Here is a 15,451-nt window from a genome sequence, read left to right on the forward strand (position 1 = left end):
CAAATCCGAATTAATTACTGCGCCTGTATATTAATAGCCGGCAAATTAAAGGTTAAGCTAAACGGCGCCTGGCCGTTGCGGGTTTCGTATTCGCTGTAGGTGGCGGTATTTATGACGATGGTTTGCCATTTTACCGGGTTTTTGTTCACCAGCATTTGCACCTTGGGCGAGTACTTGATGGCTTGCAGGCCTTTTATATCTGCAACGCCCAGGTCCTCGGCCATTACCTTTATTTTTTGGCCCGCCGTTTTGCTGATCACTTCCTCAATGCTGTCCTGGTGTTCCCAATCGCTTACGTAGTTTTTGATGATCACGGCGTTTTGCACATCAAGGCTAACTTCCTGGTTGTACACAAAACGGTAATAGTTCCAGCTGCCGCTTAGGCCTATCCAGCGCAGGTAAACCGAATGGTCGTCCACCGCGTCATCTATCCTGATGGTTTGTGTTTTGGTAACGGTGTGTGTGGTATCGCCGTCGGCATATTTTAGAGCAACGTTAACGTAATAAACATCATTAGAAAACTTTGTATTAATAAGCAGGCGGTTCAATCCTAACTGCGCAGGCACGGGTACCGTGCTTTGGCTTTGCCTGGCTATTACATACTTGCTGCCATCCTGGTTCAGCAACCACCCTCCATCATCGTTTAACAAATAACTGCTTTGCGGGCCGCCGGGCAATGGGTTGCGGTTAATATCCAGCGGGGTAAACTCGGCAAACAAGTTGCGGCCGGTAAGTTCATCGCCATAAATAAAACCAATGTCAAAAGGGTAGCCGTTGCTGTAGGCCGGTTCGGCAAAATCGGTAATCCAGCCGGCTTTTTCGGCACCGTTTGGCTGCGATGCAAAGGGTACGTAAGCCGCCAGGTTGCCACCGTAGCGTTCGCCCAGTTGTTTGGCGGCATATAACACATAATAGGGATGCTCGATGGTGTTGTAAACAGCCGTGTGCCCGTCCCATTCTTCGGCGTAGGCAATTTTGTAGCCGGCGCTCAGGTTTAGGTCGCGGTAGTTGGTTTGCGCATAATCGCTGTCATCTTTAGCGCGTAGCAGGCTTTGCAAAAAGTTAGCAATATCGGCACGGGTAACGCCCTTGTTATTTGGGCGGTTGGTGGATGTAATGGTGCTTTCGCGCCCGGTTATCTTATCATAAAATGTAATGCGGGTGGTAACTTTATAGTAAGGCCTTAAACGATTTATATTTATGAAACCCGTGCTATAACCCGCGAACGGTGTATCAATTACCAGGGCGTTTGCAACATCGTTAGAAAAATACTTTTCCGTCACTTTAAAAGTGCCCGTGCAGGTGGGGGTTTCTATGTAAACCATATCGCCCGGTATAACGGCACCCAGATCAGTATTTGTAAATACGAGGGTGAGGCCGTTTACGGTGTGCAGCTGCAGGTTTGTAACTATAAAGTCTTTACGCTGGTAAGTGAACACGACCGGGTTAAAAGCAGCGTTCCACCTGGAGATGTTGCCGCCCGGCAAGGTTACCGAAGGGTCGGCCTGCAGCAGGTTGTTTACCGTAGGGATAAACACCTGTTTGCTTACCGTATTACCCGCGCTATTGGTTATCGTAACGGTGTGGTTGCCACCGGCCAGGCCTGCAAATACTGGCGATACCTGCGACAATAGCTCATCGATATTATACCCTATTGGATACTGCGATGCCGTTGCGTTAACCGTTATTTGCGCGTCGCGGGTACCCGGCGATGTTTCGGGGTTGTCTATATGGATACTTGTAATTTCGAGGTCGCTGTAGGGCGGTACGGACGGTGGTGTGCCCGTACCCGCGGTAAGGGAATGGAAAGCAAATGCCTTGCTGGCGGCAGACACCACATTGTGTTTGCTGTTAAAAGTTACATGCCCTATCTCGCCATCCCAGATCAGCAGCTTCATACCGGGGATGGGCTCGGTTGTTATAAAGCTTGTGGTATTATCTTCGTTTATAAATTTATAGGTAACGGTAGCATAATCGCCATTTGCAGGTTGCCCGGTTACGGCATCGTATATGGCCACGTAAACCTCGGCGTAAAGCGTCATGCTGCCATAGCTGTCGGTAATTACCGCCGGCTTGTTATAGCTTTCTATGTGTGCTGTTAAACTCATTTTTTTATAGTTGTTTGGTTTTGGGTTGATACCTGTTTAATAAACATCGTAATACATGGTGTTGAGCGTTACGGTTAGGCCAACACCGGTAGTGTTTACATCAAACTTGTTATATACCGGCACGCACTTCGCCTTTTCGCCGGCTTTAATGCGGAAGTACCGGCCTTCGCCATCGCGGTATTTACCGGCCTTTACCATAAACTCGTTTGCCATGCGCAGGGCCTGCTGCACGTAAGTCTCATTTTCGGCAGAAAATTGGCCAAACTCTGTCTTGTACAAAAACTCGAGGTATAGGGTAAACACATTATCTACCGAGCCATTTACCTGCGGCGACACCACAATGGGCTGCATAGGGTACATAAAAACGCAGGGGAACGCGGCATCATCTGCCAGGGTGTTCAGTTCTTTTTCGGTACCGTATAAAAAGGACGGATTGGCATTAAGGGTTTGGGCTACAAATTCTATTTGGTTGCGCATGGTTCAATTAGTGAATTATTGAATGAGTGATTTAGTGATTGCCTTTGTCATGGTGAGCCTCTCGAACCATTAGCCGGGCGTATAGGTCTTCGACAAGCTCAGACTGCCATTTTAAATTGGCAATTGATGTAGAGATGCGATACCTCGCGTCTCCTTTAGGACGGTGAGCCACTTGTAGAGCCGTGTTGGCAAAGGCGCGAAGTATCGCGCCTCTACAATATTTCCTTTAAATTTGTAATTGCTGTAGAGGCGCGATACCTCGCGTCTCCTTTAGAACGGTGAGCCGCTTGTAGAGCCGTGTTGGTAAAGGCGCGAAGTATCGCGCCTCTACAATATTTGCCGGCGAACGATTCGTGTCCCCTTTAGGACGGTGAGCCGCCGTGTTGGCAAAGGCGCGAAGTATCGCGCCTCTACAATATTTGCTGGCGAACGATTCGCGTCTCCTTTAGAACGGTGAGCCGCCAGGTTGGCGAAGGCGCGAAGTATCGCGGCTCTACAACGAAGGCCTTATTTCCCTCTCCTTTGGAGAGGGCCGGGGAGAGGCTACCTCCTACATCATCTCACTATACCGCTTCTGGTACTCCGCTTCGGTTTTGTTGAGGAGCAGTTTGGTGAGGACGCGTTCGTAGGGCATGGCCAGTATTTTGTTCCACCTGGTGATGTCGCCGCAGGCGAGGGCGTTTATGGTGTTGATGTATTTAAACTTCTCGAACGACTGGATGCCCGCGCGTTTTTCCATAGCCGTTGCAGCCGATGCCAGTAACCGGTTCTCGGTTTCGATAAGTTGGGATAGCTCATAAAAAAATGTTTGGCTATGGGCAGTGCCTCCGTTACCCTTAGTTTTTTAATGGTTTCGGTAAAGGCGGCGGCGGCATATTCATCATACACATTACCCGTGGCAAGGCAATAAAAGTAATAGGCCAGCACCTTGCAGCAGGCGGTAAGGGAGGGGTTAAAATAGTTCTTCCAGTTCTCTTCGCCGTAAATTTTTACGTGTTCGGTTATCTCGTCGGCAATAACATCCCGCGCGGCCATAAAAGCACCGGCGGGCTCTACCGACAGGTTACTGATCACCTTTACCGTAACGTTTTTTTGATCTATCTCCAGACTGACCTGCTTCGGGATCTCATCGCTGTTGTACAGGTGTTTTATCTGGTGCGATAAGCTGAGTACCGCATCGGCGAATGCCATAAAATCGCCGGCATCGCGCACTGTTTTAAGATCGGCTACAGGCACGCCGGATAGGATGCTGATGGCATCCAGATCGCCCAGGTTTGGGTTGTCCTGCAGGGCCATCATTTGCCCAAGCGTTACTTCGTTGAGTTGCGAGGGGATGGCTACCCGCAGTTTGCCATGTGTAGTTATGAGCGTTTTTTCTATCATATTATTTGTGGGATTACACCGATTTAGATAATTAGGTTGATTGCACCGATTGAACGATTATATTGATTTATACCGATGGATTGATCTTTCCGATTAGCCGATCAGTTCGCCTAAGATACCGCCGTTGGCTGGTGGGTGTTGTTGGGTGGGCAGCCTGCTTTTTACCTGGCTGTTTCCTTTAGTATTCAACTTGTTCAACGCCACGTACCGCAGTGGGTCTATCAGGTGGTTGCAGGTATCAATGGGTTGGTTTAGTGTGCGGCCGCTGTTATCGGTGCGCCATTTGTATTTGCCCAGTTCCTTACGCAGGTTTACGCTGTTGCGGGTAACATTTATTTTGTAGCGTTTCAGGATGTCTATCGAGTTCTTGATGCTATCGGCACCCTTTTTAGCACCGGTTACAAACCAGCCCCGCCGCTTTAGTTCCTCTATCGATTTTGGTTCGGCGCTGTCGGCAATAATTTCTGTCGATTTGCTGATTAATTGTTCTTTTAACTTGCCCGAGATATCGGTATTGGTGAGGCCGGTTTCGTAAAAAAGCTCATCCACCCAAAGCTCGCCGTTTTGCTTGTACACCAGCAGGCAGCCGGTTTCGTCGATACTGTAACCAAAATCCAGCCCGGCGGCAATTAGTTTGGCATCCTGCGGGATGGCCTCGCATACCTGCCAGTTGCTAAACACCAGGCCTGTTATTTTGCCGGTGAGGCCGCGGGCGTAAACCTTCCACAGCTCCAGGTCTTCCTCTTTCAGGGCTTCTATCTTTTTCCGCAACGGCTCATCATTAAAGGGGTTGTGCCGATGGTCGGATATTAAAAGCTGCACGCCGGGCTTGCCTATCAGTTTCTCGTGCACCCAAAAGCCGCTGTTGGGGTTGTAGTCGATATAGATGCGTTTTTTGGTCCGCAGGGCCAGTTCGGTATAAACGTCCCAGCCAATGCCGTTGGCCTCGTTCACAAACAGGTAGTCGCGTTTTCCACTCTTGGCGTCCTGCGCGTTGGCGTAGCTCTTAAATTCTATCAGGCTACCGTTGTAGAACTCGAAGATGCGGTCGGTTTTGTTATAGTTTTTGATGAGGCGTTTAAATACGTCCGACTCATCGTAGATCTGCTGCGCATCGCGGATAGCGCCCGATTTTAGATTGGGGATATCTTGGCCAACCACGGTGATCACCTGCTTTTCGGCTTTAACAGCCAGGCAAAAAAGCACCTGTTCAATAGCGTAGGTTTTGCCCGAGCTGGTACCGCCCTGGTTGATCACCACATGGGCGGCAGACTCATAATTATGTTTAAATAGGGTAGATGTTTTCATTAGGTTATTTAGTAGGGGAGTTTGAGGGTGCAATGCAAAGGGCCTTTAAAAGCTTCTTTATGAAGCTTAATTAAGCGATACTTCTTTTTCGTTAGTTGCCACTTTTAGGCCCGGATCAGAAATTTCGATAGTTAGGGTTTTAGGCAGATCCTTAAAAAGATCAGCAGCCTTTTCATTCCAGCCCAGGTTCTTTAAAAAGAATATTGCCCCGGTCGACGACTGGAAATGGAGCCGTTTTTCGTACTCGGCCTCTACCCTTAAGCGGGCCTTTTTTGCCAGGTGTGCAAACTTGCCATCCTTTTCGTACGCCTCAAGTTCGGTTATACTAATAAAGCCTAAGGCTAATGTCAGGCCGGATAGGGTAGCCGGCTCGGGCTGGCGGTCCCATACCTTTTGATCTATAAGATCAGTTTTGTCTTTAGCTGTTTTTGACGGTACTTTTTCAATGTGATATTCCCCCTCTATAAAGCGAAAATATGTTGCAATACGCGCCCTGAAAGCTTTGATAGTGCTTAGATGTTTTTTCATGAAGTTTGCGTTTAATGATTATTATGCCGATTGGCATTTGTTGTATACAAAGATAATACTTATTCTTTAATAATACAAGTCATTTAAAGAAATTTCTTGAATAATATCATTTCAATCCTAAAAAGCTGTGGATGTGTAACAGGCTACAGCAATCAGGTGTCTATCCATCACAAATAAATTATCTTTGCAGCGCTCCTCCTCCGGCAATTAACCTTCACATCCCCTAACAATGAAATTAGCTGTATTGCTGATAGCAATTTTTCTTATTCCTTTTGCCGCCCTGCATGCTCAGGACAAAAGCAGTACTGTAAAACTTACCCGTACCCGCATTAACGATACACTGGTGGTTGCCCAGCAGGATACCTCCGCGCAAAAAGATCTATATGATGTCATCAGGTCCATCTTCAACAAAAAAGGGACGGTGGCCAACAAGAGCACAACCGTTATCGGCACAAAGCCCGTGTTTTCTGTTTTGCCGGCGGTAGGGTACACCCTGCAAACCAAACTGGCGGTAACGCTGTCGGGCAATATCGCGTTCCGCATTTTGGGCAACTCGCGTATATCTACCATCTCATCCAATTCGGCCTATACACAAAATAAGCAGATCATCATCCCCATCCAATCCAACATCTGGACGGCGGGCGACCGGTTCAATTTCATCGGCGATTTTAAATATTACAAATACCCGCAAAGCACATTCGGTTTGGGGACGGATTCTAAAACGAGTAATGAGAACCCGATGGATTATATCCTGGTGCGCTTTTATGAAACCATCCTGACCAGGATAGTGGGCAACTTGTATGCCGGGGCGGGTTTTATATACGATCATCACTTTAACGTGTCTGAAAAAGGCAACCCGGATGGCAGCGTGTCTGACTATGCCTTGTATGGCGAGAAGAGCAGCACCACATCGGCAGGCATAACGCTTAACGCGCTGATAGACATGCGCGATAATTCTATTAACCCAACCCGTGGCTTTTACGCCGGGGTGCAGTTTAAGGATAACAAAAGCTTTTTGGGCAGCACATCTCCCTGGACCTCGCTGGTGATAGATGTACGCAAATACTACCGCTTCCCGGCGTCATCGCACAACGTTATCGCCTTTTGGAGCTACAGCTGGCTGGTGCTAAACGGCAAGCCCCCATACCTGGATCTGCCGGCTAATACGTGGGACCAATACAACGGCACGGGCAGGGGTTATATACAGGGCCGTTTTCGTGGCGCGCAAATGGTTTATGCCGAAAGCGAGTACCGTTATCGCATCACCAAAGATGGTTTATTGGGTGGTGTAGCGTTCCTGAATGCCGAGTCGTTTTCGGGCGCGCCGGGTACCCGTTTGCAACAGGTACAGCCCGGTTATGGCGCGGGTTTGAGGCTTAAACTGAACAAGGTATCCAAGACCAATATCGCCGTTGATTATGGCTTTGGTAACCAGGGGTCTAAGGGCGTATTTGTAACCGTGGGCGAAATATTTTAAACCTTTTTGGCGACTGCTATCCAACAAAATATCATTTAAATATATGATGAAATTTTAATGAAATTAGCTAACCTTTGGCATGTTTAATGCGTATACTTGCTAAAGTTAAAAAGTGTTAAATAATTGCTTTGAAACTATTAAAAACGCATTATTGCTAATATTTTTATTAACTTTATGGCATCTATTAACCTATGGGCTTAAAACGGTTTACTAATTGGTGCTTCTCACTTATACTGCTCCTTTCGGTGCTGTTGGTGTCGTGCCAAAAAGATACCGGCGACCAGCAGGTAGATCAAAAGAAAATAGCCCTTGCTGCCGACAGTACCTTAAAGGCAACATCACCAGATAATTTCCTGGCAACTGATGGCACGCTTACCATCACCATGCAAGATAGTGTTTACACATTTGATGCCGCAAAAGATTCGATAGCGTTTGTTAACATGAGCGTTGGCGATAACCGTTACTTTGGTATCACTGCTATCAACAAGGCCCATACGTTAAGCTTTGGTGTAAGCTCCAAAGGCGCCGCTGCCGATAGCCTTATCAAGCCTGTTGCAGGCGGCCAGCTGCTGATGATGGCCGATGTGATCCACACCAAACAGTTTACCCTTACCCAGTACGCCGAGCCGGGCGATGCAGGCAAAATAGTGCTCAACCAATATCGCCAAAAGGATGTGCTTGCGAAAGGTACTTTCTTTACGTTTTTGTCTAAGGACGATGAGCCTAATTCATCGCTTTACAGGGTAGAGGGAACCTTTGATCTGAAGCTTAAAAAGCAGTAATTGCCATCCCTGTGTCGTAATGACACCTTATTGTAAAAAACACCTGACAAGCCGTCTCATTTGCCCCACGGCTGCCGAAATCCGGCCATTTTTCGTATATTTACAAAAAAACAAAAGGAGATTAATGAAAGTATTTATTGGAGGCCTTCCGTTAGAAGTAAGTGAGGCCGAACTAAATGCGGTTTTTGGTGATTTTGGGCCGGTTAAGAGCCTAAGGATCGTTAAGGATCGTGAAACAAAAGAAAGCAGAGGCTTTGGATTTGTGGAGATGGTAAATGAGGATGAAGCTAAAGAAGCTATCCGCTGCATGAACGGCCAAAGCTATTATGGTAAACGTATAACAGTTAACATCGCTGAGGACAAAGGTCCTGGTTTTGGCGGTGCTGGTGGTAACAGAGGTGGCTTTAGCCGCAACTAACCCATAATATTTTTCTTTATATAAAATTCGCCCTGCCATGCGGGGCTTTTTTATGCTCTTTATTCCCGGTCGTGATTTTTTTTTCTCTTTCTAAAAAACCATCCCTGCGGGTTGTGCTGAAGGTTTTTATTTTGTAAAATTGTAGAACCCTAAACGAACAACGAATTGCGCCCCTTTGGAAATATCAATCGCCTTTGGATCAGGCTTACAGGCTCAACCTCAGAGTTTCCTTTAGAGTTTAGGATCTGCCACTCCCTTTGCTTAATTGCCATTTTTGCGCTTGCCTACAACGTTCCTTTTAATTATTTGATAGGGCTGCCTTTTATTGCTTTAATAAGCCTTGTAACAATGCTTGTTTTTTCGTTCCTGTATTACCGATCGCGTTACCTGGGCAAGGTTAAAACCACCATTACTATATTTACCATTATTGGTAACCTGCTTTTTGCTACAAACTTTATTTACAACTCGGGCACCTAGGGGCCAACAGACCTGCTGATGCGGCTTTCTATCCTGCTGGTGCTTTGTGTGGTGCCTAAAAAACAGCAAAAGTTTTGGATAGGCATAAACATGGCTATCATTATTGTAATGCATGTAATAGAGTATTACCACCCCTAATGGGTGCATAATAGCTATGACAGCCGCGAGAGCCGCTTTTGGGGCCTTTCATCGGCCTATGTGGTGGTGGTAATTGTAATCTATTACACCATTACCTACCTGAAGCGTAACCACAATCACGAAAAACGCTCGGCAGCCGATAAAGCAAATTTCATCTCCCAGCAAAACAAGCATATTTCCGAGCAGAATAAAGAACTTGCCCGCATCAACTCCGAAAAAAACAAGCTGATGTCCATCATAGCGCATGACCTGCGCTCGCCGCTTAGCAAGATCCAGAATTACCTGGAGCTGGTTGCCGAATACGAGCTGGATACCGCCGAACGCCGAATGGTAGAGGGCGACCTGCTGAAAGTACCCGCCGTACTATTGATATGCTGGGCAAGCTGCTGGTATGGTCTAAAGCGCAAATGGACGGCGTAAATGTTAAACTTGGTTGTGTTAACCTATGGAATGCCTTGTTTAACACCATTGAATTGGAGAAGGTCATCGCCCTCAAGAAAAACATCACCCTTACCGACGAGTTAGATTGGGATACCCGCATCGTGCCCGATAGCGATATGTTGCAGCTGGTGATCCGCAACCTCATTAGTAATGCCATTAAGTTCACACCGTTGGGCGGGCATATAAGCTTCAAGGCCAAACAAATTGGCAGCGAGTACTTGCTTATCATCCTCGATAACGGCATAGGCATGAGTACCGAGAAGCAAGCCGACCTGTTCTCGCTGCAGGCATAATCAACCTTTGGTACCGATAACGAGAAGGGCGTAGGCCTACGCCTTCTGCTTTGTAAAGAATTTACCGAACTGCAGGGTGGCCGCATCTGGGCTGAAAGTGTATCCAACGAGGGCATCGCCTTCTTTGTATCTATGCCGGCGGGGGATTGATTTTAGTTCATGGTTCATGTAAAGGGATCATAGTTTTTTCCGCTCTTGTTGGTGTTGTCACCAACAAGCCGCCACGCTTGTTTAGCCATACTTATTCGCCTGTCCTAATTGTTGTTGGTGACAACACCAACAATGGATAATCATTATTTAAAATTTCTTAATTTTGCCCTACTATGAAGGTCGGCGATAAAGTGATATGTGTAAATGATAAGATCGATGCGGATAAAAGCACCGAAATAAGGCGCGATTTTGAGATCTGGATCACCAAAGATAAAGAGTATACCATCCGCGAGATCCTCGATAACAACAACATCGTAACCGGTGTACTGCTGGATGAGGTACATAATTTCCCCAAATTCTTCACCCTCATCAATCGGTACCAGGAACCTGCCTTCGCCATCTGGCGTTTCCGTAAACTTAATTATGCCGCTGCACCTGCAGAAGCTGTAAGTGAGGTTGAGGAGTTAGTAGGGGTTGATGAAAAGCAGGAACATTTGGTTAAGACGAAGTAATACCTTCACGTCTCGATATTATCATTAATAGCCTGCTACAGCAGCTTGATTATCTTAAATATTGTAAGTCATAACATTAACGTTAAAAGTTCTTTTTATTGAGATCCTTTCGTAACACTCAATTCTGTTTAAATTTTGAAGATCAGCCATTAACCTTTATTAAATCATTATTAATAAAAGGTCTAATTATCAATTGCTTATAATTAAAACATTTCTATTCTACTAACGTAGTTATTTGAAATTACAGATAAATCATATGGAACTAGAGGACCATTACACTAATAGAAGCGGATGGTTGCGTGCGGCCGTTTTGGGCGCGAACGATGGAATATTGTCTACAACAAGTATAGCTATCGGTGTTGCAGCTGCCAGCACCACCAGAGGCCCTATTATTCTTGCGGCATTAGCCGGACTGGTAGCAGGGGCATTGTCTATGGCCGCGGGTGAATATGTTTCGGTCAGTTCACAATCCGATATCGAAACTGCGGATCTGGAAAGAGAAAAAAAAGAATTGGAGACCACGCCGGAAATTGAACTGAAAGAACTTGCCAAGATCTACCAAAAAAGGGGATTGGACAGCGAGTTATCGCTCCGGGTTGCTCAGCAGCTTACCAAGCATGACGCACTGGAGGCCCACGCGAAAGACGAGTTAGGCATTAATGAATTTTCAACACCAAAACCACTTCAGGCCGCGTTAGCCTCGGGTGCATCTTTTATTTCCGGAGGTTTATTACCCTTTTTAGTTTCCCTGTTTGCACCGGTGGGTTTAATGGTATATTTCTTATATGGATCTGCAACTGTTTTCCTTGCATTATCAGGAGGGGTTGCCGCAAAAGCCGGCGGGGCAAACATACCGAAAGGCATCATAAGAATTTGCTTCTGGGGAACAGTAGCTATGGGGATTACGGCGCTGGTAGGTTATATATTTGGGGTGAAGACAGCATAAGTTGTTTCTGTAAAATCACTACGCCGCCGTCCCTGGCGGAAGCATCGGTTACTTTTCTTTACGGCTAAGGCAAAGAAAATTTACACCCATATGCTTAGAACAACTCACTGCATTCCTATCGAAGAAGAGTTCTTTGCCACTCATAGCCCAAATTCATGTTTCTAATGCTATTTGGCATAATTATTATTAGTTTTTATCTATTGCTACCTCTGTTTCCACTAATTGCGTTAGGATAGCTTTCAACATCGCTTCACGTGCCCATTGCTGTTCTATCAGGGTGGCATCCTGCTGGTACCAGGTAATAGCCTCGTTGATCTGTACGCGGGTTTTGTACACGAATTGCTTGTTGGGGTGCAGGCGCTGGCCTTCGTAACTGTTCAGGTTTTCGGTAGTGATGACCTTGGCGAAGTTCTTTAGTGAGATTTCCAGTTGTAGGCATTCGTCGAGCGAGTTTTTAAAATCCTGCTTATCCTCCAGCCATAGGGTTAGGTGGTCGTCGGTAAGGTCGTGGTCGGCAATGCAGATACGGCTGTAGTTGTAATCTACCGTGATGATGAGCCACCACAGCTGGTCTTTGATTTTTTGTGCGATTTTTATCATAATGTTATTAGTTAATGGTTGATATAGGGTTGATGGTTTATAGGGAATAGGCATATAGTTGATGGTTAATAGTTCATAGTCAGAAGCCTTTTTGGCTTTCTGCTTTAAGCTTTCCGCTCAAAAGGCGGCATCCATCCGGGCATGTATTGCTGTATGGCGGCTATCTCTGCGCGATACTTATTACAGGCGGTTTGGTAAGCCTGATAGCGCTCAGCAAGGTGCTGGTTGTTAAGTTCGGCTTTGCCGTTTTTTTGTTTGGTGCGCAGGGCGTAGTAGGCTATATGCATAGTTGTATATGGATAATTTAGTTTATTTATGGTTGTCTTTAAAGTCTCCCCTTCCGGGGGGGATTAGAGGGGACTTATAAAGTATATTCTTTAAGTTCTGTATGCATAATATTTGGATTGTTGATTTTTAGTTTTAAATTAGCAATTATCGAACGAACAAATATAAAGAAATATCTTTAATTAAATAAAGAAAATTCTGTAATTATTTTTTATGCTATGGATGATCTATCAAAACCGAACAAAATAAAAACGGTACGCCCTGAAACACTGGAATTTATTATCCTTTACAACCAGTTGCGTGGCCGCGCTTTTAATAACAATAGTGAGCTGGCCGAGGCGCTCAATTTTAATTCGGCAAGTTCTATTACCGAGATCATTAAGAGCCGCCAGAACATCGACCCTGAAAAACTAAAGATCTTTAAAGAGAAATATGCCGAGCACCTTGGCGGCGCGAAAAGGAATGCGGACAAACCCGCACCCGCACACCGCGAGGAAGGTATACCCATGTATGATATTATTGCTACCGCATCGGGCGTGGAGGTTTATAATGACATTAACGATACGCAATCTGTTGGCCGCATGAATTTCCCGGGAATAGAGGAGTGCGACTTCGCCCTGCCGGTTTGGGGCCACTCAATGTACCCTTACCTGGAGAACGGCTGCTGGGTAGCCCTCAAAACCATCAACGATAAAAAGATATTGCCCGGCGAAGTATATTACATTGAGTGGGGCGACTACCGCATGTACAAACGCCTGCTGGCCAGCGATAACCCCGAGGAGGTGATCGCCCACTCAGACAATGTAACAGAAATGGTGGCCGGCCGCCTAAAGTATGCCCCTTTCCCCATCCGCATAGATGAAATTAAAAAACTATGCCTGGTGAAGGATATCCATAAAAAGCATAATCATTAGTAGATGTGCAGATGTGCGAATATGCAGATGTGCAAATAAGAAAATTAAAAAGAATGGCATTTCGAACGAGCGATGGCGAGGAGAAATCTTCTACGAGCAGTAAGTATAAAATAGTTTAGCGAAGTGCATTGCGTATAAGATTTCTCGCTATCGCATCGAAATGACAGAGAAATAAATCCAAAATCGTAAATCCAAAATGATTCGCCTTGCCACAGTAAACGATATACCTGCCATAATGCAGGTAATACACGATGTTGTACCCATTATGCGGTCGGCGGGTAATTTACAGTGGGACGATACGTACCCCAACGCGCAGGTTTTTGAAGACGATATTAAAGCCGGGCAGCTTTGGGTGTTAGAAGCCGACGGACAAATTGTCGGCGTAACCGCCATCACCACCGAGCAATATCCAGAATATGCGCAGGTAGGCCTTGATACCAACGAAGAAGCCATTGTAACGCACAGGCTTGCGGTAAGTCCACACTTTAGGGGCAGAGGCCTCGCTGCCGATCTGCTGTACCAGGCCGAAGTGGTGGCTATCGAGCGGGGCATCGGCATCCTGCGTATCGATACCAACTCGCAAAACCATGCCACGCAGCAGCTTTTCCCCAAATTGGGTTATGTATATAAAGGTGAAATTACATTAGAATTTAGGCCGGGCCTAAGCTTTGTTTGCTTCGAAAAGCGCTTGGAGCTGCCTACTCAAAAAACAGACTGAACATAAAGGTATGCAACGATAATTTGCTGATAGGCGTTGCAAAAGGCGTATTATCAGCAACCAACATATTGCCAAAACTGTTGGTCAGTTTTATTTCGGGCGATAGCTTAAAATATTCAAAATAAATATCAAACCCAAAGCCGGCCTCGTACGATGGGTAGCCGCGCATGTTTCGCAACAGGCGCTCGGTAGGGGCGGTGTTAGGCTGGTCTTTTTTAGAACCAATGGCACCCGAATATTTCAACCCGCCAATCAGGTAAGCGCGAGCGTTCCCCAACCTGTCCGATTTTAGTTTCAGCTGCAGTGGAAAATCAACCGTGGTGGTTTGCACAGCCTTATCTACATCCTGCGATGGGTCCACATAATTATACGTAACCGACCTGTCCGAAAATACCAGCGACGGGGTAATTCTGGCCTCCAGGTGATCTGTTAAACGATAACGCGTTAAAAAGCCTACAGCAAAACCCGGCATATTTTTAGAACTAATGGCGTTAAGCGGTGTGCTCACATTTGCGCCCGTTTCCGGGTCAACAAAGGGCGTTTGCCAGTTGGGCTGTTTTATGATCTTAAAACTACTTGATACATATGAGAACGAGAAACCAAAACTCAGGTCGTTTTGGTCGGCGCCGCCACCCCATGCCTGCGCACGCAGCAAATTGCTGCAGCCCAAAAGCACTATTGTGATGAAGAGGCGGGTTTTGGTCATTTAATACCGGTATAAATGGAACAAATACCAAACGCCAAAGGGCGCTGTTTGGTATTTTTAAAACCTGCTTTTTGCATCAGCGTGGTAAACGCCTCGCCATCAGGGAAAGCCGCTACAGATTCGGGCAAGTAAGTGTATGCCCTCGCGTCTTTAGAAAAGAGCTTGCCAATACCCGGCGTTACATAGTTAAAATAGAACGCATAAAGCTGTTTTATTGGGAAGCCTTTCGGTTTAGAAAACTCCAGCACCACCGCTTTACCACCCGGTTTTAATACCCGGTGAATATCGGCCAGCCCGGTCTCCAGATTCTCGAAATTACGCACACCATATGCCACGGTAACCGCGTCAAATTCGTCAGCCTCAAAAGGAAGATTTTCTGAATCGCCAAGCTTAACTTCAAACTTATCGCTCAGGCGGCGTTTGGCAATTTTTTGGTCGGCAATATCCAGCATCCCGCGAGAAATATCCACACCAATTATTTTCTTTGGTCTCAGGATTTTCAGGGCCTCAAAAGCAAAATCGCCGGTGCCGGTAGCCACGTCCAGTATCAATTGGGGCTTATCGTTCTTCAATTCGTTGATGGCCTTTTTACGCCAGATAATATCGATCCCCAGCGACAAAAAATGGTTCAAAAAATCGTAAGTTTTAGAGATGTTGTTAAACATATCGGCCACCTGCTCTTTTTTGGTGCCCTGCTGGTTTTGGTATGGTGTTACAGTTTTGCTCATGTGTGTAGCGGCAAAGATAAGTATTGGAGGTGATAGTTAATGGTTCATAGTTGATGGTTCAT

Annotated in this window: 20 protein-coding genes; 10 read left to right on the forward strand and 10 right to left on the reverse strand. The window is 46.1% G+C overall.

What is annotated here, in order from left to right:
* Window positions 1–14: 14 nt before the first annotated feature.
* The 6 genes from RHM67_RS06850 to RHM67_RS06875 all read right to left on the reverse strand — a co-directional run bounded on the left by RHM67_RS06850 (window position 15) and on the right by RHM67_RS06875 (window position 5,804).
* Complete coding sequence (locus RHM67_RS06850) at window positions 15–2,108, reverse strand: hypothetical protein (RefSeq protein WP_322231358.1); 2,094 nt, start codon at window positions 2,106–2,108, stop codon at window positions 15–17.
* A 36-nt stretch (window positions 2,109–2,144) separates the two neighbouring features.
* Window positions 2,145–2,585 (reverse strand): hypothetical protein, encoded by a 441-nt coding sequence (locus RHM67_RS06855; protein WP_322231359.1) that lies wholly within the window; start codon window positions 2,583–2,585, stop codon window positions 2,145–2,147.
* Window positions 2,586–3,135: 550 nt separating this feature from the next.
* Entirely contained in the window at window positions 3,136–3,324 is a 189-nt protein-coding gene (locus RHM67_RS06860) for a hypothetical protein (protein ID WP_322231360.1), read from the reverse strand.
* Entirely contained in the window at window positions 3,267–3,968 is a 702-nt protein-coding gene (locus tag RHM67_RS06865) for a hypothetical protein (RefSeq protein ID WP_322231361.1), read from the reverse strand. Before RHM67_RS06865 ends, RHM67_RS06860 begins: the two co-directional genes overlap by 58 nt.
* A 93-nt stretch (window positions 3,969–4,061) precedes the next feature.
* On the reverse strand, window positions 4,062–5,276 hold the full coding sequence (locus RHM67_RS06870; protein WP_322231362.1) for a PBSX family phage terminase large subunit: 1,215 nt from the start codon (window positions 5,274–5,276) through the stop codon (window positions 4,062–4,064).
* A 66-nt stretch (window positions 5,277–5,342) separates the two neighbouring features.
* Window positions 5,343–5,804 (reverse strand): terminase small subunit, encoded by a 462-nt coding sequence (locus RHM67_RS06875; protein WP_322231363.1) that lies wholly within the window; start codon window positions 5,802–5,804, stop codon window positions 5,343–5,345.
* A gap of 229 nt (window positions 5,805–6,033) precedes the next feature.
* Between RHM67_RS06875 and RHM67_RS06880 the strand changes: the two genes are divergently transcribed.
* The 8 genes from RHM67_RS06880 to RHM67_RS06915 all read left to right on the forward strand — a co-directional run bounded on the left by RHM67_RS06880 (window position 6,034) and on the right by RHM67_RS06915 (window position 11,438).
* Window positions 6,034–7,281: a BamA/TamA family outer membrane protein gene (locus tag RHM67_RS06880; protein ID WP_322231364.1), complete on the forward strand. Its 1,248-nt coding sequence runs from the start codon at window positions 6,034–6,036 to the stop codon at window positions 7,279–7,281.
* 191 nt (window positions 7,282–7,472) lie between these two features.
* Window positions 7,473–8,063 (forward strand): hypothetical protein, encoded by a 591-nt coding sequence (locus tag RHM67_RS06885; protein WP_322231365.1) that lies wholly within the window; start codon window positions 7,473–7,475, stop codon window positions 8,061–8,063.
* 124 nt (window positions 8,064–8,187) lie between these two features.
* Window positions 8,188–8,481 carry an RNA recognition motif domain-containing protein gene (locus tag RHM67_RS06890; RefSeq protein ID WP_252758139.1) on the forward strand — a complete coding sequence of 98 codons (294 nt, stop codon included), beginning with the start codon at window positions 8,188–8,190 and terminating at the stop codon, window positions 8,479–8,481.
* Between the two features lie 165 nt (window positions 8,482–8,646).
* Window positions 8,647–8,958: a hypothetical protein gene (locus tag RHM67_RS06895; protein ID WP_322231366.1), complete on the forward strand. Its 312-nt coding sequence runs from the start codon at window positions 8,647–8,649 to the stop codon at window positions 8,956–8,958.
* A 141-nt stretch (window positions 8,959–9,099) separates the two neighbouring features.
* Window positions 9,100–9,516, forward strand: a complete 417-nt coding sequence (locus tag RHM67_RS06900) for a hypothetical protein (RefSeq protein ID WP_322231367.1) — start codon at window positions 9,100–9,102, stop codon at window positions 9,514–9,516.
* The gene (locus tag RHM67_RS06905) at window positions 9,468–9,830 is read left to right on the forward strand and encodes a sensor histidine kinase (protein ID WP_322231368.1); all 363 of its coding nucleotides are present in this window, start codon (window positions 9,468–9,470) and stop codon (window positions 9,828–9,830) included. Before RHM67_RS06900 ends, RHM67_RS06905 begins: the two co-directional genes overlap by 49 nt.
* Window positions 9,831–10,153: 323 nt before the next feature.
* Window positions 10,154–10,492, forward strand: coding sequence for a hypothetical protein (locus RHM67_RS06910; protein WP_322231369.1), 339 nt, complete (start codon window positions 10,154–10,156; stop codon window positions 10,490–10,492).
* A 256-nt stretch (window positions 10,493–10,748) separates the two neighbouring features.
* A complete protein-coding gene (locus RHM67_RS06915) occupies window positions 10,749–11,438 on the forward strand; it encodes a VIT family protein (RefSeq protein ID WP_322231370.1) in 690 nt (229 codons plus the stop codon).
* Window positions 11,439–11,624: 186 nt separating this feature from the next.
* Here the strand turns inward: RHM67_RS06915 and RHM67_RS06920 are convergent, their stop codons facing one another.
* Together RHM67_RS06920 and RHM67_RS06925 are read right to left on the reverse strand one after the other, a co-directional pair.
* Window positions 11,625–12,038, reverse strand: a complete 414-nt coding sequence (locus RHM67_RS06920) for a hypothetical protein (protein ID WP_322231371.1) — start codon at window positions 12,036–12,038, stop codon at window positions 11,625–11,627.
* 104 nt (window positions 12,039–12,142) lie between these two features.
* A complete protein-coding gene (locus RHM67_RS06925) occupies window positions 12,143–12,325 on the reverse strand; it encodes a hypothetical protein (protein ID WP_322231372.1) in 183 nt (60 codons plus the stop codon).
* A 216-nt stretch (window positions 12,326–12,541) separates the two neighbouring features.
* Between RHM67_RS06925 and RHM67_RS06930 the strand changes: the two genes are divergently transcribed.
* Both RHM67_RS06930 and RHM67_RS06935 read left to right on the forward strand, forming a co-directional pair.
* Window positions 12,542–13,237: a S24 family peptidase gene (locus tag RHM67_RS06930; RefSeq protein ID WP_322231373.1), complete on the forward strand. Its 696-nt coding sequence runs from the start codon at window positions 12,542–12,544 to the stop codon at window positions 13,235–13,237.
* A 235-nt stretch (window positions 13,238–13,472) separates the two neighbouring features.
* Window positions 13,473–13,955: a GNAT family N-acetyltransferase gene (locus RHM67_RS06935; protein WP_322231374.1), complete on the forward strand. Its 483-nt coding sequence runs from the start codon at window positions 13,473–13,475 to the stop codon at window positions 13,953–13,955.
* Here the strand turns inward: RHM67_RS06935 and RHM67_RS06940 are convergent.
* Together RHM67_RS06940 and ubiE are read right to left on the reverse strand one after the other, a co-directional pair.
* Complete coding sequence (locus RHM67_RS06940; protein WP_322231375.1) at window positions 13,936–14,661, reverse strand: outer membrane beta-barrel protein; 726 nt, start codon at window positions 14,659–14,661, stop codon at window positions 13,936–13,938. The two genes, RHM67_RS06935 and RHM67_RS06940, sit on opposite strands and share 20 nt — an antisense overlap.
* Window positions 14,658–15,389, reverse strand: a complete 732-nt coding sequence (gene ubiE / locus RHM67_RS06945; RefSeq protein ID WP_322231376.1) for a bifunctional demethylmenaquinone methyltransferase/2-methoxy-6-polyprenyl-1,4-benzoquinol methylase UbiE — start codon at window positions 15,387–15,389, stop codon at window positions 14,658–14,660. The genes RHM67_RS06940 and ubiE overlap by 4 nt, the downstream gene beginning before the upstream one ends.
* Window positions 15,390–15,451 lie beyond the last annotated feature (62 nt).

Origin of the sequence: Mucilaginibacter sp. 5C4 (genome assembly GCF_034345625.1) — a bacterium.
GTDB classification, from domain to species: Bacteria; Bacteroidota; Bacteroidia; order Sphingobacteriales; family Sphingobacteriaceae; genus Mucilaginibacter; species Mucilaginibacter aurantiaciroseus.